This is a genomic window from Serratia sp. BNK-12 (assembly GCF_047456085.1).
GTDB classification, from domain to species: Bacteria; Pseudomonadota; Gammaproteobacteria; order Enterobacterales; family Enterobacteriaceae; genus Serratia; species Serratia liquefaciens.
In genome coordinates, this window is sequence record NZ_CP179896.1 from 5,166,384 (window position 1) to 5,190,302 (window position 23,919).

A 23,919-nucleotide genomic window follows, 5' to 3' on the forward strand; every position below is an offset into this window, starting at 1 on the left:
AATCCTTGTTTTGCACCATGCGCCAAGGGCGCAGCAAGCTGCGCCCCTCCGTTCTGACTTCACGACCCCGCAGAATCAGGCCTTAGGCTGCTGATCCAGGGGTGCGATGGTGAAATCGCCGCGCGGTTGAGCCGTTTTGGTTTCCGGCCCGAACCAGCGATTGTAGATTTTCACCGCTTCGCCGTCCTTTTCCAGTTTAATCAGCGTGTCGTTAACGCTGGCGGTCAGGCGATCTTCGCCTTTGGGAATGCCGACTCCCTGGTACTCTTTGGTAATGCTGAACGGCGAGATCTCGAAGTCAGCTTTCTGGGCGGCCGGCAGGTTGCCGAGCAGGCCCACCAGCTTGGCGTCATCCTGGGTGATCGCCTGCACGTTACCGTTACGCAGCGCCACGAACGCCAGCGGGGTATCGTCGTAAGAGATCACTTTCGCCGTCGGATAATGTTCACGCAGGGTAATTTCCTGCACCGTGCCTTTGTCCGCGCCAATGCGCAGCTTTTTGATGTCTTCCGGGGTTTTCAGTACGCCTTTATGGGCGATAAATTTCTGGCCGGTGGCGAAATACGGCACGCTGAAGTTCACTTCCTTGGCACGCTCGTCGGTAATGGTGAAGTTAGCGGCAATCAGGTCGACCTTTTTCGAGACCAGCAAAGGAATACGGTTGGCCGGGTTGGTGGCTCGCAGCTCAACCTTCACGCCCAGCGCTTTGCCGATCGCATCGGCGACATCCACATCGTAACCCACCAGCTTTTTGCTTTGCGGGTCGATATAACCGAACGGCGGATTGCTGTCGAACACCGCGATACGCACTACGCCGGCTTTCTTGATGTCGTCGAGTTTGTCCGCATGCGCGGCACCGGTGGCGAGGCTGGTCAGGCTGGCTAATAAGGTTAAGGCCAAAGCGCGATGTTTCATGGGGAGCTCCTAAGGGTTGATGTCCTGCTGGCTGCTAAGCTAGCAAGACCCTCTTAGGTCAGGAAATAATATAAAAAGCTATATTTATAACCTTTTTGTCTTTAAGGGTTTTAAACAGCATAAAGGCGCAGTTTTCTGCGCCTTCAGGGGTAACTCTCGGGGGAAATTACTCTTTTTTATCGTCTTTTCCGTCGGATGACAGCAGCTTTTCCAGCGCGTCGCCACCGATATGACGGAAGTCCTGACCTTTGACGAAATAGAAGATAAATTCGCAAATGTTCTGGCAGCGGTCACCGATACGCTCGATCGAACGGGCACAGAATAACGCGGTCAGCACGCTTGGGATAGTACGCGTATCTTCCATCATGTAGGTCATCAACTGGCGTACGATGCCCTCATATTCCTGATCGACCTTCCGGTCTTCGCGGTAAATGCGGATAGCTTCATCCAAATCCATGCGCGCGAAGGCGTCCAGCACGTCGTGCAGCATCTGCACGGTATGGCGACCAAGCGACTCCAGGCTGACCAGCAGTGGCTGGTGCTGGTGCGAGAATTTCTCCAGCGCGGTGCGGCAAATCTTGTCCGCCACGTCGCCGATGCGTTCCAGCTCGGAAATGGTTTTGATGATCGCCATCACCAGACGCAGGTCGCTGGCGGTCGGCTGGCGTTTGGCGATGATCCGCACGCAGGCTTCGTCAATCGCCACTTCCATCATATTGACCTTGGCGTCGCCTTCGATCACGCGTTTGGCCAATTCACCGTCCTGATTGTGCATCGCGGTGATAGCGTCGGTCAGTTGCTGTTCCACCAGCCCGCCCATGGTCAATACCTGGGTGCGGATATGCTCCAGTTCTGCGTTGAACTGGCCGGAAATGTGCTTATTTAAATTCAGGTTATCCATGATGCATCCTATCAACCATAACGGCCGGTGATGTAGTCTTCGGTCTGTTTTTTCTGTGGCGCGGTGAACAGGTTATCAGTATCACTGAACTCGATCAGTTCGCCCAGATACATAAATGCCGTGGAGTCGGAGCAACGCGCGGCCTGCTGCATGTTGTGGGTTACGATCACCACGGTGTAGTCAGACTTCAGTTCGCTGATCAGCTCTTCAATCTTACCGGTGGAAATCGGATCCAGCGCCGAGCAAGGTTCGTCCAGCAATAACACGTCCGGACGAATGGCAATGCCGCGGGCGATGCACAGACGTTGCTGCTGGCCACCCGACAGGCTGTAACCGCTCTGGTGCAGCTTGTCCTTGGTTTCGTTCCACAGCGCCGCCTTGGTCAAGGCCCACTGCACACGCTCATCCATGTCGGCACGTGACAGCTTTTCAAAAAGGCGCACGCCGAAGGCGATATTGTCGTAAATCGACATCGGGAACGGCGTCGGCTTCTGGAACACCATGCCGACCTTGGCACGCAGCAGTGCGATATCCGAGTTGTCGGTCAGAATGTTCTGCCCATCCAGCAGAATGCCACCTTCGGCACGCTGCTCGGGGTACAGCTGATACATTTTGTTGAAGGTGCGCAGCAGGGTAGATTTGCCGCAGCCGGACGGGCCGATAAACGCGGTGACCTTGTTCTTGGCGATATCCAGCGTGATGTTTTTCAGCGCATGGAATTTGCCATAGTAGAAGTTCAGATCGCGTACCTGAATTTTGCTGCTGGAAGCGTCAGTAACCATACTCATCAAGACTTCTCTCTTTTCATCAGCGCCGCCACGGCAGCGCTCAAAATTTTATGAATGCTTTTTCTTGGCGAAAACCACACGCGCCAGGATATTCAGTAGCAGTACGCACAGGGTTATCAACAGCACCCCGGCCCAGGCCAGCTCTTGCCATTCGGCGAACGGGCTCATGGCGAATTTGAAAATGGTCACCGGCAGGTTGGCGATCGGCTGCATCAGGTCGGTGCTCCAGAACTGATTCGACAGCGAGGTAAACAGCAACGGTGCGGTTTCCCCTGCGATACGCGCAATCGCCAGCAGCACGCCGGTGATGATGCCGGAGACCGAGGCTTTCAGCGTGATGGCGGAAATCATGCGCCATTTCGGCGTGCCCAGCGCATAAGCGGCTTCGCGCAGCGTATCCGGCACCAGCTTCAGCATATTCTCGGTGGTACGGATCACGATCGGTACCTGCAACAGCGCCAACGCGATGATCCCGGCCCAACCGGAGAAGTGTTCCATCTTCGCCACCACGATGGTGTACACGAACAGGCCCACAACAATCGACGGTGCCGATAACAGAATGTCGTTAATAAAACGGATGACTTCCGCCAGCCAGGATTTACGGCCATATTCCGCCAGGTAAATCCCCGCCATGATGCCCAGCGGCGTACCGAACACGGTAGCCCACAGGATCAACAGGCCGCTACCGGCGATGGCGTTTGCCAGGCCTCCGCCCGCGGTATTCGGCGGAGGAGTCATTTCGGTGAACAGCGCCAGCGACATGCCGTCGATGCCCTTGGTCACGGTGGAGAACAGGATCCACACCAGCCAGAACAGGCCAAACACCATGGTCGCCATCGACAGGAACAGCGCCAGTCGGTTCTTCTGGCGGCGCCAGGCCTGCATTTTGCGGCGGCTTTCCAGCAGCGCTACGCTATTTTGCATATCCATAGTCGTCACGTTAGCGTCCCTCACTCTTTGCCAGGCGCATCACCATCAGCTTCGACAGCGCCAGCACGATAAAGGTGATAACAAACAGAATCAGACCCAACTCCATCAACGCGGCGGTGTGCACGCCCGACTCCGCTTCGGCGAATTCGTTGGCCAGTGCAGAGGTGATGCTGTTGCCCGGCATATACAGTGAAGCGCTGTCGAGCTGGTAGGTGTTACCGATGATGAAGGTCACCGCCATGGTTTCCCCCAGCGCACGGCCCAAGCCGAGCATTACACCGCCAATCACGCCATTCTTGGTAAACGGCAATACGATGCGCCAAATCACTTCCCAGGTGGTGCAGCCGATGCCATAGGCCGACTCTTTCATCATCACCGGGGTTTGTTCGAATACATCGCGCATTACGGCGGCGATATAAGGAATAATCATAATCGCCAGGATCACCCCGGCAGCCAGAATACCGATACCGAACGCCGGGCCAGAGAAAAGCTCACCGACAATCGGAATGCCGGACAGCACCTCGCCAACCGGGGTCTGGAAATATTCGGCAAACAGCGGGGCGAACACGAACAGGCCCCACATGCCATAAACGATACTCGGGATCGCCGCCAGCAGCTCAATGGCGATACCCAGCGGGCGCCTCAGCCAGTTTGGTGCCAGCTCGGTCAGGAACAGCGCAATGCCGAAGCTGACGGGTACGGCGATAATCAATGCGATCAGCGAGGTGACGACGGTGCCGTAGATCGGTACCAGGGCGCCAAACTGCTCAGCAGGCGCGTCCCATTCTTTGGTCCACAGAAAGGAGAAACCGAATTTCTGTATGCTCGGCCAGGAGGCGAAGATCAGCGAAACAATAATGCCGCCCAGCAACAATAGGGTAATCAGCGCCGCCAGTTTAACCAGCGCGCTGAAGATGACGTCACCATTTTTACTCGGTGCTTTAATGGTCGGCTTGTACTCAGCCATAGATCACTCTCTGTGTTAACCCTGGCAGGCCCAACCTGAATTGAGCCCTGAAAAACTGAGTGGGGCGCGCCGAATCACGCGCCCCTGCGTTGTTAGTACAGCGCTTTACCGGAACTGTCTTTTACGTTGGTTTTCCATGCTGCACGCACCTGCTCGATAACTTCGTTCGGCAGCGTGGCGTAATCCAGGTCGTTAGCCTGCTTGGCGCCGGTTTTATACGCCCAGTCAAAGAACTTCAGAACTTCAGTGCCCTGAGCCGGGTTTTTCTGCTCTTTGTGCACCAGGATGAAGGTGGTGGAGGTAATTGGCCAGGCGTTGTCACCTTTCTGGTTAGTCAGGTCCTGGGCGAAGGTTTTGCTCCAGTCAACGCCTTTAGCGGCGGCGCTGAAGCTCTCTTCTGTTGGGCTAACCGCTTTGCCGTCGGCAGAAATCAGCTTGGTGTAAGCCAGGTTGTTTTGTTTGGCATACGCGTATTCAACGTAACCGATGGAGCCAGGCAGACGCTGTACGAATGCGGCGATGCCGTCATTGCCCTTGCCGCCCAGACCGGTTGGCCAGTTAACGGTAGAACCTGCACCGATTTTCTCTTTCCACTGCGCGTTGGCTTTAGACAGATAGCTGGTGAACACGAAAGAGGTGCCTGAACCGTCCGCGCGACGAACAACCGCAATGTTCTGATCCGGCAGCTTGACGCCTGGGTTCAGCTTGGTGATCGCCGGGTCGTTCCATTTTTTCACGTTGCCCAGGTAGATATCACCCAGGGTTTTCCCATCCAGGGTCAGCTCACCGGATTTGATGCCCGGGATGTTAACGGCCAGCACCACGCCACCGATCACGGTAGGGAACTGGAACAAGCCATCGGCCGCCAGCTTGTCATCACTCAAAGGTGCATCGGAGGCACCAAAGTCAACGGTATTGGCGACGATTTGCTTCACGCCACCAGAAGAGCCGATGCCCTGATAGTTAACTTTGTTGCCGGTTTCTTTCTGATAAGAATCTGCCCACTTGGCATAAACCGGAGCGGGGAATGTCGCACCTGCACCGGTCAGGCTAGCAGCAGCGAACGCGGACACGGCGGTCAGGGAGAAAGTCGCTGCCACAATACTGGCGACGGTGGTACGCATCAGTTTCATAATCCCTCCTAATGGGATATTCAAAAATCGACTTTGAGTCGTTTTCATCAGAGTAAGTATTGCTGCAGGAGGGAAAATAGGACAGTTTGGTGACAGTAAAATGTACGAAATATGACAGTTATATTACAGTGAGAGCACGGATGTGATTACACTATAAAAATCAAACCATTAAACATAAAACCACTCAGTAATTAATCAATAAAAAAACCCTTTCCATCGCCGCTATCCGTTTGAATATGACAACTTTTATCTCCGCTGTAGCACTCTTGTCATATTTGATCCCGTTATGAAAAAAGCCGGCACAGTGGCCGGCTTTTAGAGATTAACAGCAGCGGATTACTCTACGGTGACAGACTTAGCCAGGTTACGCGGCTGGTCAACATCGGTACCTTTGATCAACGCCACATGGTAAGACAGCAGCTGCAACGGCACGGTGTAGAAGATAGGGGCCACGATTTCTTCTACGTGCGGCAATGGAATGATGGTCATGCCTTCGCTGCTGACGAAACCGGCATCCTGATCGGCGAACACATACAGCTGGCCACCGCGCGCGCGAACTTCTTCGATGTTGGATTTCAGTTTTTCCAACAGTTCGTTGTTCGGCGCCACCACGATCACCGGCATATCGGCATCGATCAACGCCAGTGGGCCGTGTTTCAATTCACCGGCCGCATAGGCTTCCGCGTGAATGTAGGAGATCTCCTTCAGCTTCAACGCACCTTCCATGGCGATCGGGTACTGATCGCCACGGCCGAGGAACAGCGCGTGGTGCTTGTCGGAGAAGCCCTCCGCCAGCGCTTCAATGCTTTTGTCCAGCGACAGCATCTGTTCGATACGCGCCGGCAACGCCTGCAGGCCGTGTACGATTTCATGCTCAACGCTTTCCGCCATGCCTTTCAGACGGCCCAAACGCGCCACCAGCATCAACAACACCGCCAACTGGGTGGTGAAGGCCTTGGTAGAGGCCACGCCAATTTCGGTCCCGGCCTTGGTCATCAGCGCCAAATCGGATTCACGCACCAGCGAAGAACCGGCCACGTTACACACCGCCAACGAACCGAGGTAGCCCAATTCCTTCGACAGGCGAAGCGCCGCCAGGGTATCGGCGGTTTCGCCGGACTGTGACAGCGTGATGATCAGGCTGCCCGGACGCACGGCAGATTTGCGGTAACGGAATTCAGACGCGATCTCGACGTCGCAAGGCACACCGGCCAGAGATTCGAACCAATAGCGAGCAACCATGCCAGAGTGGTATGACGTACCGCAGGCAATGATCTGCACATGCTGCACCTTCGCCAGCAGCTCATCGGCGCGCGGTCCCAGCTCGCTCAGGTTGATTTGGCCATGGCTGAAACGCCCTTCCAGGGTGTTTTTCAGCGCCAGCGGCTGTTCGTAAATCTCTTTTTGCATGTAATGGCGGTAAGCGCCTTTATCACCGGCGTCGTATTGCACTTGAGATTCAAACTCAGGGCGTTCAACGGCGTTACCCTGTTTGTCGAAAATGTTGACGGTGCGGCGGGTCATTTCCACCACGTCGCCTTCTTCCAGGAAGATAAAGCGACGGGTCACCGGCAGCAGCGCCAATTGGTCGGATGCCAGGAAGTTTTCACCCACGCCGCGGCCGATCACCAGCGGGCTGCCGGAACGCGCTGCCACCAGCACGCTCGGGTCGCGGCTATCCATTACCACGGTGCCGTAGGCGCCACGCAGCTGTGGGATCACGCGCTGCACCACTTCCAGCAAGCTGCCGCCCTGGCGCTGTTCCCAATGCACCAGGTGAGCAATCACCTCGGTATCGGTCTCGGAGCTGAAGTGATAGCCCCGTTCGATCAGCAATTCACGCAGCGGTTCGTGGTTTTCGATGATGCCGTTATGCACCACGGTAATGTAATCAGAAACATGCGGGTGCGCATTCGCTTCGGTAGGTTCACCGTGCGTTGCCCAGCGGGTGTGAGCAATACCGGTGCCGCCGTGCAAGGGATGTTGTTCCGCGGCTTCGGCCAGTTTATTGACCTTGCCCACGCGGCGTAAACGGTTCACGTTGCCTTCCGCATCCACCACTGCCAAACCGGCTGAGTCATAGCCACGGTACTCAAGGCGGCGTAAACCTTCCAACAGGATCTCTGCAATATCACGTTGCGCTACTGCGCCTACAATTCCACACATCAGTTGTATTCCTAATTAAACGCCTTTCGGGGCGCTTTCGATGTCTTGACCTGATTTTGCCGGTTTTTACCGTGCGTCCCCGAGCCTGTAGAGAATGGGGATTATTATGTTTTGTATTGGGCTCTACATTGGAGCGCAATACAAAACATATTCTTTCTACTACATGCTGCCGCCCAATAGATTTCGAGTTGCAGCTAGGCGGCAAATGTCAGGATCCCCAGGAGCTTACTCAAGTAAGTGACTGGGGTTCTGGCATGAAGCCAACAACGCTGCAGCTCGAAAGATGAAGGGCTATCTCTTTTTCACCGGACGCTGCCAACCCTGGATGTGCACCTGCTTAACGCGGCTCAGCACCAGTTCGTCCTCGCCGATATCACGGGTAACCGTAGTGCCAGCGGCGATGGTAGAGCCTTTGCCGACGGAGACCGGTGCCACCAGTTGGGTATCGGAACCAACAAACACGCCGTCGCCAATAATGGTTTTATGCTTGTTGGCGCCATCATAGTTACAGGTGATAGTACCGGCGCCGATATTCACATCGTCACCAATCTCGGCATCGCCCAGGTAGCTCAGATGGCCCGCCTTGGAACCTTTGCCCAAGCGTGCTTTTTTCATTTCGACGAAGTTGCCGACATGGGCGCCCACCGCCAGCTCTGCACCCGGACGAAGACGGGCGAATGGCCCCACGGTGCATTCCGCTGCCAGCACCGCATCTTCCAATACGCTATACGGGCTGATCTCGCAGTCGTCGCCAATTACGCAGTTTTTCAGCACGCAGCCGGCACCGATTTTCACGCGGTCGCCCAGCTTGACCGAACCTTCAATAATCACGTTGGCATCAATAGAGATGTCGCGACCGTGCACAAGTTCCCCGCGCAGATCAAAACGCGCCGGATCCAACAGCATTACGCCGGCCAGCAGCAACTTTTCAGATTGTTCTGCCTGATAAATGCGCTCAAGTCGCGACAGCTGCAGGCGGTTATTCACGCCTTCCACTTCACTCAGGCGAGATGGATGGACCGCCTCAATTTTCTTGCCGTCGGCATGTGCCAACGCGATGATATCGGTGATATAGAACTCACCCTGCGCGTTGTCGTTGTTCAGCATCCCCAGCCAGCGCTTCAGATCGCGCCCGTTGGCCACCAGGATACCGGTATTGATTTCATTGATCTGACGCTGGGCTTCGCTGGCATCCTTGTGCTCAACAATTCCCACCACAGTATCCTGCTCGCGCACGATACGACCGTAACCGCTTGGATCAGCCAGTTTTACGGTCAGCAGACCAATACCGCCCTGTGGCTTCGCCGCCAGCAGGCGCTGCAGGGTATCGACAGAGATCAGCGGAACGTCACCGTACAGCATCAGCACGTCTTCATCATCGGCAAAATGCGGTGCAGCCTGCTGCATGGCGTGGCCGGTCCCCAACTGCTCGGCCTGCAGCACCCAGTTCAGCGCACTGTCGGTCAGGATCTTTTTCAGCAACTCACCGCCGTGGCCGTAGACCAAATGGACGTTTTGCGCGCCCAGTTTCATCGCGGCATCAATGACGTGCTGCACCATCGGCTTACCGGCCAATGGATGTAACACCTTGGGAAGATCGGAATACATGCGTGTTCCCTTGCCCGCGGCGAGGATCACCACACTCATTGCGCTGTTCGACATAAGCAACCTGATAACTCCATTTTGATAGACGAAAGTAGAACTCTTTAGTGACGATATTACTACATATTTCTCTGCACGAACCCGGCGCAGGCCATGGGGCACTAGGCGCGCCACAGCTAACACTCAGGCAACCTCAGCCTGGGTGGAACTGTCGGCGATCGGAGACATTTTTAGCCTCTCTCGAGGGTTATACATCACAATGCCCACCGGGTTGAAACGCTTATTTTAAAGCAAAAAAAAAGCGACCAAATAGGCCGCTTTCTTAATTTTGGTTGCGTTATGCACGCGCCAAAATGTTACATCGCTCTTCTGGTGAGCTCGATAACGCGCAGTTTTGCGATCGCTTTCGCCAGTTCCGCAGATGCCTGAGCATAGTCGACATCGCCATGAGAGCTACGGATGTGCTCTTCAGCTTTACGCTTAGCTTCCAGCGCTCTCGCTTCGTCGAGGTCCGTTCCACGGATGGCAGTGTCTGCCAACACGGTGACCACGCTCGGCTGTACCTCAAGGATACCGCCGGACAGGTAGATGAACTCTTCTTCACCGTGCTGTTTAACAATACGCACCATGCCAGGCTTGATGGCAGTCAGCAGCGGCGCATGGCCAGGGAAAATCCCCAGTTCGCCTTCGCTACCTGTCACCTGGATCTTTTGCACCAGGCCGGAAAACATATGTTTTTCCGCGCTGACTACATCCAGATGGTAAGTCATAGCCATATCACCCTCCTCTCAAGGCGTTACAGTTTCTTGGCTTTTTCCACTGCTTCTTCAATGGCGCCAACCATGTAGAACGCTTGTTCAGGCAGGTGGTCATAGTCGCCGTCCATAATGCCTTTGAAACCACGAATGGTGTCTTTCAGCGATACGAACTTGCCCGGAGAACCGGTGAAGACTTCTGCCACGAAGAACGGCTGAGACAGGAAGCGTTGGATTTTACGCGCACGGGATACGACCAGTTTGTCATCTTCTGACAGCTCGTCCATACCCAGGATTGCGATGATATCTTTCAGTTCCTGGTAGCGTTGCAGAATAGACTGCACGCCACGCGCTACATCGTAGTGCTCCTGGCCAACTACCAGCGGATCCAGCTGACGGCTGGTGGAATCCAGCGGGTCAACGGCCGGGTAGATACCCAGAGAAGCGATATTACGGCTCAGTACCACGGTTGCATCCAAGTGAGCAAAGGTGGTGGCTGGTGACGGGTCAGTCAAGTCATCCGCAGGAACGTAAACGGCCTGTACGGAAGTGATAGAACCGGTCTTGGTAGAGGTGATACGTTCTTGCAGAACGCCCATCTCTTCCGCCAGCGTTGGCTGATAACCTACCGCAGATGGCATACGGCCCAGAAGTGCGGACACTTCGGTACCGGCCAGGGTATAACGGTAAATGTTATCAACGAACAGCAGAACGTCGCGGCCTTCGTCACGGAATTTCTCCGCCATGGTCAGACCGGTCAGAGCAACGCGCAGACGGTTACCCGGTGGCTCGTTCATCTGGCCGTAAACCAGGGATACTTTGTCCAGTACGTTGGAGTCGTTCATTTCGTGGTAGAAGTCGTTACCCTCACGAGTACGCTCACCCACGCCTGCAAACACGGAATAACCGGAGTGCTCGATCGCGATGTTACGGATCAGCTCCATCATGTTTACGGTTTTACCCACACCAGCACCACCGAACAGACCAACTTTACCGCCCTTAGCGAACGGACAAATCAGGTCCATAACCTTGATACCGGTTTCCAGCAGATCCTGGGAGTTGGACAAATCTTCGTAGCTTGGCGCCGGACGGTGAATCGCCCAACGTTCTTCTTCGCCGATGTCGCCTTTCATGTCGATTGGTTCACCCAATACGTTCATGATACGGCCCAGGGTAGCTTTACCTACCGGTACTTCAATTGGGTGTTCCAGATCGTTCACTTTCAGACCGCGGCGCAGACCATCTGAGGTCCCCATCGCGATACAGCGAACTACGCCACCGCCCAACTGCTGCTGAACTTCCAGCACCAGCTTCTCGGTACCGTTTTCTACCTCAAGAGCATTGTACACTTTTGGTACGGCATCCTGAGGGAACTCGACGTCCACTACGGCGCCGATTACCTGGATAATCTTTCCAGTAGCCATCTTGAATCCTCTACGTAATTCGTAAACCTAGCTTAAACCGCGGAGGCTCCCGAAACGATCTCGGTGAGTTCCTGAGTGATGCTGGCCTGACGAGCCTTGTTGTATACCAACTGCAGCTCTTTGATCAGGCTACCGCCGTTATCGGTTGCGGCTTTCATCGCTACCATTCGTGCGGCCTGCTCGCTGGCCAGGTTTTCCACGACGCCCTGATAAACTTGCGATTCCACATAGCGGCGCAGCAAGGTATCAAGCAGCACTTTTGGATCGGGTTCATACAGGTAATCCCAAGATTTTTTCTTCAGCTCACCGTCATCGGAAGGCGGCAACGGCAGCAGCTGAATAATCTGTGGTTCCTGGGACATCGTATTGATAAATTTGTTGCTGACAATGTACAGCTTGTCCAAACGACCTTCGTCGTAGGCTTGCAGCATCACTTTCACCGGACCGATCAGTTCCGACAGGGAAGGTTTATCCCCCATGCCGGTAACCTGGGCAACCACGTTGCCGCCCACGGAACCAAAGAAAGAGGCCGCTTTAGAGCCAATCAGCGCCAAATCAACTTCAACGCCTTTTTCGGACCAGCCTTTCATCTCTGCCAACAGACGCTTGAACAGGTTGATGTTCAAGCCGCCACAGAGACCACGGTCAGTAGACACCACCAGATACCCGACGCGCTTAACGTCACGCTCATCCAGGTACGGGTGCTTATATTCCAGATTACCCAACGCAAGGTGACCAATCACTTTGCGCATGGTCTCTGCATAAGGACGGCTGGCCGCCATGCGTTCCTGCGATTTACGCATTTTGGAGGCGGCGACCATTTCCATCGCTTTAGTGATCTTTTGCGTGTTTTGCACGCTCGCGATCTTACTACGTATCTCTTTTGCGCCGGCCATCTCTGCTTCTCCTCATTGCCAGACGGCCTGCTGTCTTTCAACTGCAGGCCGCTGAGCGTTACCAGGACTGGGTTTTCTTGAAGGTCTCGAGGACGGCTTTCAGTTTGCCCTCGATCTCATCGTTGAAATTGCCAGTTTGGTTGATGTGGTTCAGCAACTCAGCATGCTCGCGGTCTGCGTAAGCAACCAGCGCGGCTTCGAAGCTCACGACTTTCGCGACTTCAACGTCGTTCAGGTAGCCACGTTCTGCGGCAAACAGCACCAGAGACTGTTGTGCGACGGACATCGGCGCATACTGTTTCTGTTTCAGCAGCTCGGTCACTTTCTGACCGTGGCTCAGCTGTTTGCGGGTCGCATCATCCAGATCGGAAGCGAACTGAGAGAACGCAGCCAGTTCACGGTACTGTGCCAGCGCGGTACGAATACCACCGGACAGTTTTTTCATGATCTTGGTTTGCGCTGCACCGCCCACACGGGATACGGAGATACCCGGGTTAACCGCCGGACGAATACCGGAGTTAAACAGGTTGGATTCCAGGAAGATCTGACCATCGGTAATCGAGATTACGTTGGTCGGAACGAACGCGGAAACGTCACCTGCCTGGGTTTCAATGATCGGCAGAGCGGTCAGTGAACCGGTTTGGCCTTTGACTTCACCTTTGGTGAAGGCTTCAACGTAGTCGGCGTTAACACGCGCAGCACGCTCCAGCAAACGGGAGTGGAGGTAGAATACGTCGCCTGGGTAAGCTTCACGACCTGGTGGACGACGAAGCAGCAGGGAAATCTGACGGTAAGCAACGGCCTGTTTGGACAGGTCATCATAAACGATCAGTGCATCTTCACCGCGGTCACGGAAGTATTCGCCCATCGCACAACCGGCATATGGCGCCAGGTATTGCAGTGCAGCGGATTCAGACGCGGTAGCAACCACAACGATGGTGTTTGCCAGTGCGCCGTGCTCTTCCAGCTTGCGCACCACGTTAGCGATGGTAGACGCTTTCTGGCCGATAGCCACGTAAACACATTTGATGCCGGAGTCGCGTTGGTTGATGATCGCATCGATAGCCAGAGCGGTTTTACCGGTCTGACGGTCGCCGATCACCAGCTCACGCTGGCCACGGCCGATTGGGATCATGGCGTCGACAGATTTGTAGCCAGTTTGAACCGGCTGATCTACGGACTGACGCTCGATAACACCAGGGGCGATAGCTTCAACCGGGGAGAAACCGTCGTTATCAACCGGGCCTTTACCGTCGATAGGTGCACCCAGGGTGTTAACTACACGGCCCAGCAGGCCACGGCCAACCGGAACTTCCAGAATACGGCCGGTACATTTTACCTTCATGCCTTCGGCCAGATCCGAGTACGGACCCATAACCACGGCACCTACGGAGTCACGCTCCAGGTTCAATGCGATTGCGTAACGGTTGCCTGGCAGTGCGATCATTTCGCCCTGCATAACTTCGGCCAGACCGTGTACGCGGATGATCCCGTCGCTGACGGAAACAATAGTACCTTCATTGTGAGCTTCGCTCACCACATTGAACTGAGCAATGCGCTGCTTGATCAGTTCGCTGATTTCGGTGGAATTCAGTTGCATGCTCCAGTCCCCTTAAGACTGCAAGACGTCTGTCAGGCGTTCAAGACGACCGCGAACGCTGCCATCAATCACCATATCGCCAGCACGGATAATTACGCCGGCCAGTACAGACTTGTCAATTTTGCAATTCAGCTTAACTTTGCGTGACAGACGTTTTTCCATCGCAGCGGCAATATTAGCCTGCTGTTTGTCGCTCAGTGCGCTCGCAGAGAGCACGTCGACTTCGACGGTGGATTCCAGCAAGGCGCGCAGTTCGTTGAACTGCTGCAGCACGGCAGGAAGAACCAGTAAACGTCCATTTTCGGCCATTACACGGATAAAGTTCTGGCCATGTTCGTCGAGTTGATCGCCACATACCGCGATGAACGTCTTGGACAGCGTCTCTGGCGCCATAGCGCCAGACAGCAGTTCAGAAATCTGTTCATTGCGAGTGACATCAGCAGCAAACGCCAGCATATCTTGCCAGCGCTCTACGCTTTGATGCTCAACGGCAAAGTCAAAAGCTGCTTTGGCGTAGGGGCGAGCTACAGTTACAAATTCAGACATCAGCCCCTCCCTCCTTACAGTTCAGCGACCAGTTTATCAACGATGTCGCTGTTAGCAGCTTCATCCACGGAACGTTCGATGATCTTCTCGGCGCCGGCAATTGCCAGCATCGCGACTTGCTTACGCAACTCTTCACGAGCGCGCTTACGTTCGGCTTCGATCTCAGCCTGAGCCTGCGCCACGATTTTGTTACGTTCCTGCTCGGCTTCGGCTTTCGCTTCATCCATGATCTGAGCTTTGCGTTTGTTTGCTTGCTCGATGATCACCTGAGCTTCTGCTTTAGCAGTTTTCAGCTGGTCGGTCGCATTGGCTTGCGCTAAGTCCAAATCTTTTTTGGCACGTTCTGCAGAAGCGAGACCGTCAGCAATTTCTCCCTGACGCTTCTCGATGGCTGCCATAATCGGCGGCCATACATACTTCATGCAGAACCAGACAAACAGAACGAACGCGATGGCCTGGCCGAGGATTGTTGCGTTAAGATTCACAGCACAATGCCTCTTTAAAAGTTAATAGTGTGGTTTCAGTGTAGAGAAATTCTCTACTTACGCGACAGCGAACATCACGTACAGACCCAGACCAACAGCGATCATCGGGATGGCGTCAACCAGACCCATAACGATAAAGAACTGTGTACGCAGCAGAGGAATCAGGTCAGGCTGACGAGCAGCGCCTTCCAAGAATTTACCACCCAGGATGCCGATACCGATCGCAGCACCGATTGCCGCTAAACCCATCATCACAGCGGCAGCCATGTACAGCAGATCCATACTCAGGTTTTCCATGACAGTCTCCAGTTTGTTTCAGTTTAAAAGTGCAAGTGTTTTAAGAAAATCAGTGCTCTTCAGATGCCATCGAGAGATAGACAATCGTCAGAACCATGAAAATAAAGGCTTGAAGCGTAATGATCAGGATGTGGAAAATAGCCCAAGGCAAGCTCAGGACCCACTGTGACCACCACGGCAACAGGCCGGCAATCAGGATGAAGATCAACTCACCCGCATACATGTTGCCGAACAGTCGCAGGCCCAGTGAAACAGGCTTGGACAGCAGGCTGACACCTTCAAGGATCAGGTTGATAGGAATGAATACAGGGTGGTTGAACGGCTGCATGGTTAACTCTTTAACGAACCCACCAACGCCTTTCATTTTAATGCTATAGAACAGAATCAGGATAAATACGCCCAACGCCATCGACAGGGTGACGTTCACGTCAGCCGTAGGCACCACACGCAGTGCCGGCAGACCGAGCTGGGCACCGATGAATGGCAGGAAGTCGACCGGGATCAGGTCCATCATGTTCATCAGGAATACCCAGACAAACACCGTCAGCGCCAGCGGAGCAATTACCTTGCTCTTGCCGTGGTACATATCGCGTACGCTGCTGTCGACAAACCCGACGACCAGTTCCACTGCGGTTTGCAGCTTACCCGGTACGCCGCTGGTGGCGTTTTTGGCAACCCGGCGGAAAATCACCAGGAACAGAACCCCGAGGACAACGGAGAAAAACATCGAGTCGAGGTTAATCGACCAAAAACCAGTCCCGACCTGAAGTTGCGTCAGGTGGTGACCGATATACTCCTGTGGACTGTTGTATCCCTCTGCAGACATGATGCCTCTACCCTTATTTAGTTAATTTCGGTAACTGTTAATCACGGCGGGTGCGATAATTTGCACCGCTAACACCGCTAAATAGGTCAGGCCAAGCGGTATAAACTCCGCTTTGAACACCCCAAGCGCCACGATCAACAAAACTATGGTGATCAAGACCTTTAACCCCTCGCCGATGGCGAATGACCAGGCGACCCGACCGGGTGCCTGCGTCTGCGTCTGATGACGCAAGGCAAACAGCATAAACATGGTACTCGGCAACCAGGCTGCGAGACCGCCCGCCAGTGCCGAACCGCTCCATTCCAGGCTTTTCAGACCGAAGGCAGCGCTGATCAAAACAAAAGTCATTAACTGCAGAAACAGCAATTTACGAGCAACTTTTCCGCTGTAAAGGGACACAGACATGACGTTTGTTCTCTCCGTACCCCAGAGGGGGTATGCTGAGTGACGTATAAAACTGTTTTTACTGATCTGAGTCAAGCAGCAAAAAACGAGCAAATTATACGGGGCATACCAACGAATTCAATCGATAAGTAGCGAAAAGGTGAACAATTATTTAAATTCCCCCATTTCAGGCTATTTTCACAAGAAAACGGTCGGAATATAGGGCGCATTAAATTGTCTGATTATTCCAGCGTTACAGTACGAAACGTCGAACCGCTCACAATAATGCCTCTTTCTGATTTATAACTCACCGACGTGTAAACCGTCTTTAGCAAATTGAGTGATCAAAAAACATTATAAATCAAAATATTACAAGTTAACCGTTCAAAAACAATCCATCTACTCGGTAAAAACCTTTTATTGACAGCTTGTCGCGTAATATTACAACAGCCAATTAACATTAGCGCCAAAGCAGAATCGTTAACTTATCGTTGCTAACGTGACTATTTCGAATTGCAATTACTCTATTGTCGCTAATTGGCGGCTATTTTTGTGTTAATAAAAAGTAAATTAACTAAAAAAACCGCCATTTGATTAGCCTGCTTACATTTACTCTGGGCACTATCTTTTAATTCACGCTTATTTGATCAAAAACAAACTCAGTTTGCTTTAAGTATCACCAAATGACGTTCGCCTTCGAGTTCCGGCACCTGCAAGCGCACCACCGACTCGAGTTCGATACCTTCCGGCAGCTGCGTCAGCTCTTCATCAGGACGAACCCCTTTCAGCGCGTAGAAACGCCCCTGCCCTTTCGCCGGCAAATGGTGGCACCAGGACAGCATGTCCTGCAGCGAAGCAAAAGCACGGCTGATCACACCGTCAAACGGTGGTTCGGCCGGGAACTCCTCAACGCGGCTCTGTACCGGCTCAATGTTGGTCAGGCCCAGTTCGTGCTGCACCTGACGCAGGAAGCGTACGCGCTTGCCCAGGCTGTCCAGCAAGGTGAAATGGGAATCAGGACGAACGATCGCCAACGGAATGCCCGGCAGGCCGGGGCCGGTGCCTACGTCGATAAAACGGGAGCCCTGCAAATGCGGGTTTACCACGATGCTGTCGAGAATATGGCGTACCAGCATTTGCTGAGGATCGCGCACCGAGGTGAGGTTATAAGCCTTGTTCCACTTGTCCAGCATGCCGACATAGCCCAGCAATTGCTGTTTTTGCTGATCGGGAAGCGCAATGCCTGCTGCAGTGAGCAGCGAGTCTAATTTTTTCTGCACAACGGGTCCTCTGACTGGCGTGGAACGACTAGCCAAATTGGGGCTTGCCAAGAAGCCAAGCATGATAATTCAGGCACGGGACGATGTCAGCGACCGTTTGCCTATCAAGTAGACAAACGGTCGCACAAAAACAAGATTTATGCGCTGCGGCGCAGCAAACCCTGCTTTTTCAGCCAGATCAGCAAAATTGAGATCGCCGCCGGTGTGATGCCGGAGATGCGTGAAGCCTGGCCGATCGAGTTCGGCTTGTGGTCATTCAATTTGGCAATCACTTCATTCGACAAGCCGGAAACTTGCTGATAATCGAGATCCAACGGCAGCACGGTGTTTTCGTTACGCTGTTGTTTTTCGATCTCTTCCTGCTGACGAGCGATGTAGCCTTCGTATTTTACCTGGATCTCAACCTGCTCTGCGGCCTGGGTATCGGCCAACGGCGGCGCAAATGCGGCTACGGAGGTCAGCTGTTGGTAATCCATTTCAGGGCGACGCAGCAACTCTTCGCCATTCGCTTCACGCGACAGCGGCGCTTTCAGCAGTACGTTGACCTGATCGACATTCTCCGCATGCGGGTGCATCCAGATGTCGCGCAGGCGCTGACGTTCTTGTTCGATGTGTTCCAGCTTTTCGCTAAAGCGCGCCCAGCGGGCATCGTCCACCAGACCCAGTTCGCGGCCTTTTTCGGTCAGGCGCAGATCGGCATTGTCTTCGCGCAGCATCAGGCGATATTCGGCGCGTGAAGTGAACATGCGATACGGTTCTTTGGTACCCAGGGTACTGAGATCGTCCACCAGCACGCCGAGGTAAGCCTGATCGCGACGTGGTGACCAGCCTTCATCTTCGTTGGCATAACGTCCGGCATTCAGACCGGCCAGCAGGCCCTGTGCAGCGGCTTCTTCGTAGCCGGTGGTGCCGTTAATCTGACCGGCGAAGAACAAGCCTTGGATAAATTTGCTTTCCAGCGTCGGTTTTAAATCGCGCGGATCGAAGAAATCATACTCGATGGCATAACCCGGACGAACGATACGGGCATTCTGCATCCCTTCCATCGAACGCACGATCTGCATCTGTACGTCAAACGGCAGGCTGGTGGAAATGCCGTTAGGATAAATTTCGTTGCTGGTCAGGCCTTCCGGTTCAAGGAAGATCTGGTGAGCGTTACGATCGGCAAAGCGCATGACTTTGTCTTCGATCGATGGGCAATAGCGTGGGCCGATCCCTTCGATGATCCCGGCATACATCGGGCTGCGATCGAGGTTATTGCGGATCACGTCATGGGTTTTTTCGTTGGTATGGGTGATGTAGCACGCCATTTGCTCCGGGTGTTGCCCGGCATTGCCCATAAACGAGAACACCGGGATCGGTGTATCACCGTGTTGCGGCGTCAGAACGCTGAAATCGATAGTGCGTGCATCGATACGCGGCGGCGTACCTGTTTTCAAGCGATTAACGCGCAAAGGCAATTCACGCAGACGCTGTGACAACGAGATCGACGGAGGATCCCCAGCGCGGCCTCCGCTGTAGTTTTCCAGACCGATATGGATCTTGCCATCCAGGAAGGTGCCAACGGTCAGTACCACCGCTTTGGCACGGAACTTCAGCCCCATTTGGGTTACCGCACCGACAACGCGATCGTTTTCCACAATCAGATCTTCGACCGGCTGCTGGAAGAGAGTCAGGTTCGGCTGGTTCTCCAGGGCGGTGCGTACAGCCTGGCGATACAGTACGCGGTCAGCCTGGGCACGAGTGGCTCGCACCGCCGGGCCTTTGCTGGCGTTTAGTATCCTAAACTGGATGCCGGCATGGTCAATCGCCGTGGCCATCAGGCCGCCAAGTGCATCAATTTCCTTAACCAGATGCCCTTTACCAATACCGCCAATCGCCGGGTTGCAAGACATCTGCCCCAGCGTATCGATATTGTGTGTCAATAATAAAGTCTGACGCCCCATGCGTGCCGCAGCCATTGCGGCTTCGGTACCGGCATGGCCACCACCGATGATGATGACGTCAAATTGCTCTGGATAAAACATGGAACTGCACCTCGCCGTATTGCGAACGATCGTTGTTTGCCCTGGGGAGGGCGATTCTACTCAAGTTTAGTCGATCGACCAAGTGGTCAGGATCGTCGGTAATTAAAAGAAGATCTTTTTTATTTAAAGATCTCTTTATTAGATCTCTTATTAGGATCGCGATCTTCTGTGGATAAGTGACTATTCGTGATTGAGATCAGCGGATTAAGGAGGATCGTTAGCTGTGAATGATCGGTGATCCTATAGCTTATAAGCTGGGATCTAAATGGCATGTTATGCACAGGACAAAAAGCGACCTAAGGTTGTTATTGGGATAACTACCGCTTTTACCCTGCTTTTAAGCATAGTTATCCACAATCGTTCGGGTGATCTTTGAACAAATTAGAGTAAATTAATCCAATTTTTCACCCATTCCTCTGCCGGATCCTCAGGAATTTCGTGTTCAGTCACGTCGATCTCGAGCCGATCGCCGATCCTTTTCGCCCCGCGAGCGATCAGAAGATCGTCGATCCGTTGGATCGCACCACAGAAAGTGTCGTATTCCGAGCTGCCCAAACCGACTGCGCCGAACTGTACCTGGGATAAGTCAGGAAGCTGTTCTTCTATTTGTTCCAGCAGCGGTTGCAGGTTATCCGGTAAATCGCCGGCACCGTGGGTAGAAGACACCACCAGCCAGCGCCCGGACAGGGTCAGTTCATCCAATTCAGGGCCGTGCAGGGTTTCGGTCGTAAAGCCCGCAGCTTCCAGTTTTTCAGCCAAGTGCTCGGCTACGTACTCGGCGCTGCCAAGCGTACTGCCACTGATCAGAGTAATGTCTGCCATGAAATGAATGATCCCAGCCTTCTCAAAGTGGCAGCATTGTACGCTGTGAATCGGCTGGGATCTACCTGTGGATAATATGGGTATAGTAATTAATTGGCTAGGGCGTGATGGTACGCATGATGGGGTTCTGCAGCGAGATCAGCGTTTCGGTGGACTGGATCTCGTCAATGGTCTGGATCTTGTTGATAAGTACCTGTTGTAACGCATCTATTGAGCGGCACATCACTTTGATAAACACGCTGTAGTGGCCGGTGGTGTAGTAAGCCTCAACCACTTCCTCCAGGCTTTCGAGCTTTTTCAGTGCCGAAGGATAGTCTTTAGCACTCTTTAATATAATGCCGATAAAACAGCAGACATCGTAACCCAGGCGTTTAGGGTTCACGTCAACCCGTGCGCCGGTGATGATACCGGCCTGCTTCATCTTTTCTACTCGCACATGAATGGTACCGGGACTGACGGCAAAGTTCTTGGCCAGTTCGGCGTAAGGCGTGCGGGCATTTTCCATCAAAGCGTTAAGAATGCCGCGATCGAGATTATCGATCTGATAATTTTCAGCCATTTAATCCCCCACTAATTGCTGATTGTTGAATTATTACCGCATCAAAATGAACGATTAAAAGTGAAAAGGCAATATTGATTAGCGGATATTGAATTACGGTGCCGTTCTGTTGCTTAATCGTTGGCAAAAGAGACAGGTTTATAAGAGATACGGCAATGAAAAAACAGTTTATTCAAAAACAACAACAAATCAGCCTGGTTAAATCCTTCTTCTCACGCCAGCTGGAACAGCAGCTTGGCCTGATCGAAGTGCAGGCGCCGATCCTCAGCCGCCTGGGTGACGGTACCCAGGATAACCTGTCAGGCAGTGAGAAAGCGGTGCAGGTAAAGGTCAAAACTCTGCCGGAAGCCACTTTCGAAGTGGTGCACTCACTGGCGAAATGGAAACGTAAAACGCTGGGCAGCTACGATTTTGGCGCCGGTGAAGGCCTGTATACCCATATGAAAGCATTGCGTCCTGATGAAGATCGTCTGAGCGCGATCCATTCGGTCTACGTCGATCAATGGGACTGGGAGCGGGTGATGGGGGATGGTGAGCGCAGCCTGGATTATCTGAAAAGCACCGTGAGCAGTATTTATGCGGCGATTAAGGCCACTGAAGTCGAAGTGAGCCGCGAATATGGCTTAACGCCGTTCCTGCCGGAGCAGATTCATTTTGTTCACAGTGAAACCCTGTTGCAACGCTACCCGGAACTGGATGCCAAAGGCCGTGAGCGGGCGATTACCAAAGAGCTGGGCGCGGTATTTCTGATCGGGATCGGCGGTAAGCTGTCGCACGGCAAATCACACGATGTCCGTGCGCCGGATTATGATGACTGGACGACACCGGCGGCAGAAGGCCTGGCAGGTTTGAACGGCGATATTCTGGTCTGGAACCCGGTATTGCAGGATGCCTTCGAGCTTTCTTCTATGGGGATTCGCGTTGACGCCAGTGCGCTGAAGCGCCAGTTGGCGCAAACCGGCGATGAAGATCGTCTGGCGCTGGAGTGGCATCAGTCATTGCTGCGTGGCGATATGCCGCAGACTATCGGTGGCGGTATCGGCCAGTCACGCCTGGTGATGCTGTTGCTGCAACTGTCGCACATTGGTCAGGTGCAGTGCGGCGTGTGGTCACCTCAAGTGCGTGACGCGGTCGAAGGGCTTCTGTAACAATCAGCGCCGCCAGCGGCGCATCAAGCGGCTTTTTAACCCGGTATCAAAGCGCCAGATATGATCGAAGATGCGCATGATGCCGGGTTTGCCATAGCTGGACATTGCCACCGCGTGAAAGCGCTGCTGGTGGTTCTGCTGCTGCTGTTTGACCTTCTTTATGACCTCCTCCGGCAACCGCTGGGCAATAAAGTCAGAAATGATCACCGCATCCGCGTCGAACCAGCCGCTCTCCGCCATTTTACTCACCGTGGCGTTCAGGCAGGCTGCCAGATCGGTGCCGCCGCGAAACTGCTGACCGAGAAAACGCACTGCCTGTTCAATTCCGCTGGCGGCCGTAAGCTCGTAATGCACTATCTGGTTGGCAAACAGCATGATGTAGCAGCGGCGATTATCCGCCAGCGCAATGCGCAGCAGCGCCAGACAAAACGCCTTGGCGCACTGCTCATTGAACCCACCCATGGAGCCTGAGGTATCGACACAGACGATAAACGGGCCGCGTGGCTGCTGATCCTGCTGCTGGTGGGTGACCTGCCGGATCGTTATCTGTTCCTGCCAGACATCGCCCTGCAGGCGGTAGCTCAATAACTGCTTTTCCAGCAGGCGCCGGTAAAACTCAAATTCCAATTCTTCGATACCCAGCGTGACCAACTCAGGCGGCAGCAGGCGCAGAATATCGTCGCTCTGATGAATACCGCTGACCTCTTCCGGCAGCGTGGCGGGTACCTGCACCATGACGCGAAACGGCTCTGGCAAAGCATCCTGTTGCTGTACCGCTTTGGCCTGATAGCTGCGCCCAAGCTGCTGCGCCAGCTTTTTCAGCTCCGGCTGTTGCTGCAGGAAGTTGCCGTATTCCACCAGCCGTTGATAATCGCCGCGCTGAAGATGGCCTTTGCTCATGTCCCACAGTCGCCCGGCGGCGGTGTCGTTTTCCGACAGCAGCGGTTCCAGCGCCCCACTCAGTGCCAGACGCTCCTGCAGCTCTGCCATCAGCTGTTCGCGTTCCTGTTCCAGCAACTGGTGGTGCATCATGGTGGCCTGCAGCGTCAGGCTGATACGCCAGCGTTGTAAAAACAGGGTCTGGAAACTGTCGTCCAGCGGATGATTGGGCAGATCGGCGGCATCCACCAGCGAGCGAGCCTGCTCATAGAAAGGAGAAACCAGCTGGCGCAGCAGGTCCAGAGTGTCATTGAGGTTATGAAAGAACTGGGTATTGTTCTCTAACTGGCACTGTTGATAGCGGTAAAATTCTTGCGCCAGCGCAGGTGGCACCATGGCTTCATGCAGACGCTGTTTCAGTTGCAGCTTCCAGCGCGGCAGGTCGCGATCCAGCGCCCGGCGGATCGCCGGAAACTTCTTGAAGAAAATCGACAGCTGCGGGGCCGCCAGCATACCGATGATCATTTCCTCGATCAGTTCACCTTCGGTGATCGCCAGCAGCAGATCGAGCGTTTCCAGGCTGAGCATG

The 23,919-nt window shown here is 53.9% G+C and carries 23 protein-coding genes; 1 reads left to right on the forward strand and 22 read right to left on the reverse strand.

Annotation, left to right across the window (positions count from 1 at the left end; translation table 11 throughout):
* Positions 1–75: 75 nt before the first annotated feature.
* From ACMGG1_RS24090 to asnC, 21 genes are all read right to left on the reverse strand, one after another.
* Positions 76–915 (reverse strand): ABC transporter substrate-binding protein, encoded by an 840-nt coding sequence (locus tag ACMGG1_RS24090; RefSeq protein WP_044554285.1) that lies wholly within the window; start codon positions 913–915, stop codon positions 76–78.
* A 166-nt stretch (positions 916–1,081) separates the two neighbouring features.
* Positions 1,082–1,816 (reverse strand): phosphate signaling complex protein PhoU, encoded by a 735-nt coding sequence (phoU, locus tag ACMGG1_RS24095; protein WP_020837725.1) that lies wholly within the window; start codon positions 1,814–1,816, stop codon positions 1,082–1,084.
* 11 nt (positions 1,817–1,827) lie between these two features.
* Positions 1,828–2,598, reverse strand: coding sequence for a phosphate ABC transporter ATP-binding protein PstB (gene pstB, locus ACMGG1_RS24100; RefSeq protein WP_369982368.1), 771 nt, complete (start codon positions 2,596–2,598; stop codon positions 1,828–1,830).
* Between the two features lie 54 nt (positions 2,599–2,652).
* Positions 2,653–3,543, reverse strand: a complete 891-nt coding sequence (gene pstA, locus ACMGG1_RS24105; protein ID WP_041415128.1) for a phosphate ABC transporter permease PstA — start codon at positions 3,541–3,543, stop codon at positions 2,653–2,655.
* A 1-nt stretch (position 3,544) separates the two neighbouring features.
* Positions 3,545–4,501 carry a phosphate ABC transporter permease PstC gene (pstC, locus tag ACMGG1_RS24110; RefSeq protein ID WP_044554283.1) on the reverse strand — a complete coding sequence of 319 codons (957 nt, stop codon included), beginning with the start codon at positions 4,499–4,501 and terminating at the stop codon, positions 3,545–3,547.
* A 92-nt stretch (positions 4,502–4,593) separates the two neighbouring features.
* Positions 4,594–5,634 carry a phosphate ABC transporter substrate-binding protein PstS gene (gene pstS / locus ACMGG1_RS24115; RefSeq protein WP_020837719.1) on the reverse strand — a complete coding sequence of 347 codons (1,041 nt, stop codon included), beginning with the start codon at positions 5,632–5,634 and terminating at the stop codon, positions 4,594–4,596.
* A gap of 336 nt (positions 5,635–5,970) precedes the next feature.
* Complete coding sequence (gene glmS / locus ACMGG1_RS24120) at positions 5,971–7,800, reverse strand: glutamine--fructose-6-phosphate transaminase (isomerizing) (protein ID WP_414161073.1); 1,830 nt, start codon at positions 7,798–7,800, stop codon at positions 5,971–5,973.
* 291 nt (positions 7,801–8,091) lie between these two features.
* On the reverse strand, positions 8,092–9,462 hold the full coding sequence (glmU, locus tag ACMGG1_RS24125) for a bifunctional UDP-N-acetylglucosamine diphosphorylase/glucosamine-1-phosphate N-acetyltransferase GlmU (RefSeq protein ID WP_414161074.1): 1,371 nt from the start codon (positions 9,460–9,462) through the stop codon (positions 8,092–8,094).
* Between the two features lie 296 nt (positions 9,463–9,758).
* Positions 9,759–10,178, reverse strand: a complete 420-nt coding sequence (locus ACMGG1_RS24130) for a F0F1 ATP synthase subunit epsilon (RefSeq protein WP_020837715.1) — start codon at positions 10,176–10,178, stop codon at positions 9,759–9,761.
* A 20-nt stretch (positions 10,179–10,198) separates the two neighbouring features.
* The gene (gene atpD / locus ACMGG1_RS24135) at positions 10,199–11,581 is read right to left on the reverse strand and encodes a F0F1 ATP synthase subunit beta (protein WP_020837712.1); all 1,383 of its coding nucleotides are present in this window, start codon (positions 11,579–11,581) and stop codon (positions 10,199–10,201) included.
* Positions 11,582–11,613: 32 nt separating this feature from the next.
* Positions 11,614–12,477, reverse strand: coding sequence for a F0F1 ATP synthase subunit gamma (gene atpG / locus ACMGG1_RS24140; RefSeq protein ID WP_020837711.1), 864 nt, complete (start codon positions 12,475–12,477; stop codon positions 11,614–11,616).
* A 58-nt stretch (positions 12,478–12,535) separates the two neighbouring features.
* Entirely contained in the window at positions 12,536–14,077 is a 1,542-nt protein-coding gene (gene atpA, locus ACMGG1_RS24145) for a F0F1 ATP synthase subunit alpha (protein ID WP_020837710.1), read from the reverse strand.
* Positions 14,078–14,089: 12 nt separating this feature from the next.
* Complete coding sequence (gene atpH, locus ACMGG1_RS24150) at positions 14,090–14,623, reverse strand: F0F1 ATP synthase subunit delta (protein WP_020837709.1); 534 nt, start codon at positions 14,621–14,623, stop codon at positions 14,090–14,092.
* A gap of 14 nt (positions 14,624–14,637) precedes the next feature.
* Entirely contained in the window at positions 14,638–15,108 is a 471-nt protein-coding gene (atpF, locus tag ACMGG1_RS24155; RefSeq protein WP_004950476.1) for a F0F1 ATP synthase subunit B, read from the reverse strand.
* 57 nt (positions 15,109–15,165) lie between these two features.
* Complete coding sequence (gene atpE, locus ACMGG1_RS24160; RefSeq protein ID WP_004093904.1) at positions 15,166–15,405, reverse strand: F0F1 ATP synthase subunit C; 240 nt, start codon at positions 15,403–15,405, stop codon at positions 15,166–15,168.
* A 49-nt stretch (positions 15,406–15,454) separates the two neighbouring features.
* Entirely contained in the window at positions 15,455–16,231 is a 777-nt protein-coding gene (gene atpB / locus ACMGG1_RS24165; RefSeq protein ID WP_020837705.1) for a F0F1 ATP synthase subunit A, read from the reverse strand.
* Positions 16,232–16,252: 21 nt separating this feature from the next.
* Positions 16,253–16,636, reverse strand: coding sequence for a F0F1 ATP synthase subunit I (gene atpI, locus ACMGG1_RS24170; protein ID WP_020837704.1), 384 nt, complete (start codon positions 16,634–16,636; stop codon positions 16,253–16,255).
* 638 nt (positions 16,637–17,274) lie between these two features.
* Positions 17,275–17,895 carry a 16S rRNA (guanine(527)-N(7))-methyltransferase RsmG gene (rsmG, locus tag ACMGG1_RS24175; RefSeq protein ID WP_046374844.1) on the reverse strand — a complete coding sequence of 207 codons (621 nt, stop codon included), beginning with the start codon at positions 17,893–17,895 and terminating at the stop codon, positions 17,275–17,277.
* 137 nt (positions 17,896–18,032) lie between these two features.
* A complete protein-coding gene (gene mnmG / locus ACMGG1_RS24180; protein WP_020837702.1) occupies positions 18,033–19,922 on the reverse strand; it encodes a tRNA uridine-5-carboxymethylaminomethyl(34) synthesis enzyme MnmG in 1,890 nt (629 codons plus the stop codon).
* A 381-nt stretch (positions 19,923–20,303) separates the two neighbouring features.
* A complete protein-coding gene (gene mioC / locus ACMGG1_RS24185) occupies positions 20,304–20,744 on the reverse strand; it encodes an FMN-binding protein MioC (RefSeq protein WP_012147574.1) in 441 nt (146 codons plus the stop codon).
* Positions 20,745–20,841: 97 nt separating this feature from the next.
* The gene (gene asnC, locus ACMGG1_RS24190) at positions 20,842–21,303 is read right to left on the reverse strand and encodes a transcriptional regulator AsnC (RefSeq protein ID WP_004950461.1); all 462 of its coding nucleotides are present in this window, start codon (positions 21,301–21,303) and stop codon (positions 20,842–20,844) included.
* A gap of 155 nt (positions 21,304–21,458) precedes the next feature.
* Here asnC and asnA point away from each other — a divergent pair, with 155 nt between their 5' ends.
* The gene (gene asnA, locus ACMGG1_RS24195) at positions 21,459–22,451 is read left to right on the forward strand and encodes an aspartate--ammonia ligase (protein ID WP_020837701.1); all 993 of its coding nucleotides are present in this window, start codon (positions 21,459–21,461) and stop codon (positions 22,449–22,451) included.
* A gap of 3 nt (positions 22,452–22,454) precedes the next feature.
* Here the strand turns inward: asnA and viaA are convergent, their stop codons facing one another.
* On the reverse strand, positions 22,455–23,918 hold the full coding sequence (gene viaA, locus ACMGG1_RS24200; RefSeq protein ID WP_046374847.1) for an ATPase RavA stimulator ViaA: 1,464 nt from the start codon (positions 23,916–23,918) through the stop codon (positions 22,455–22,457).
* Position 23,919: the final 1 nt, after the last annotated feature.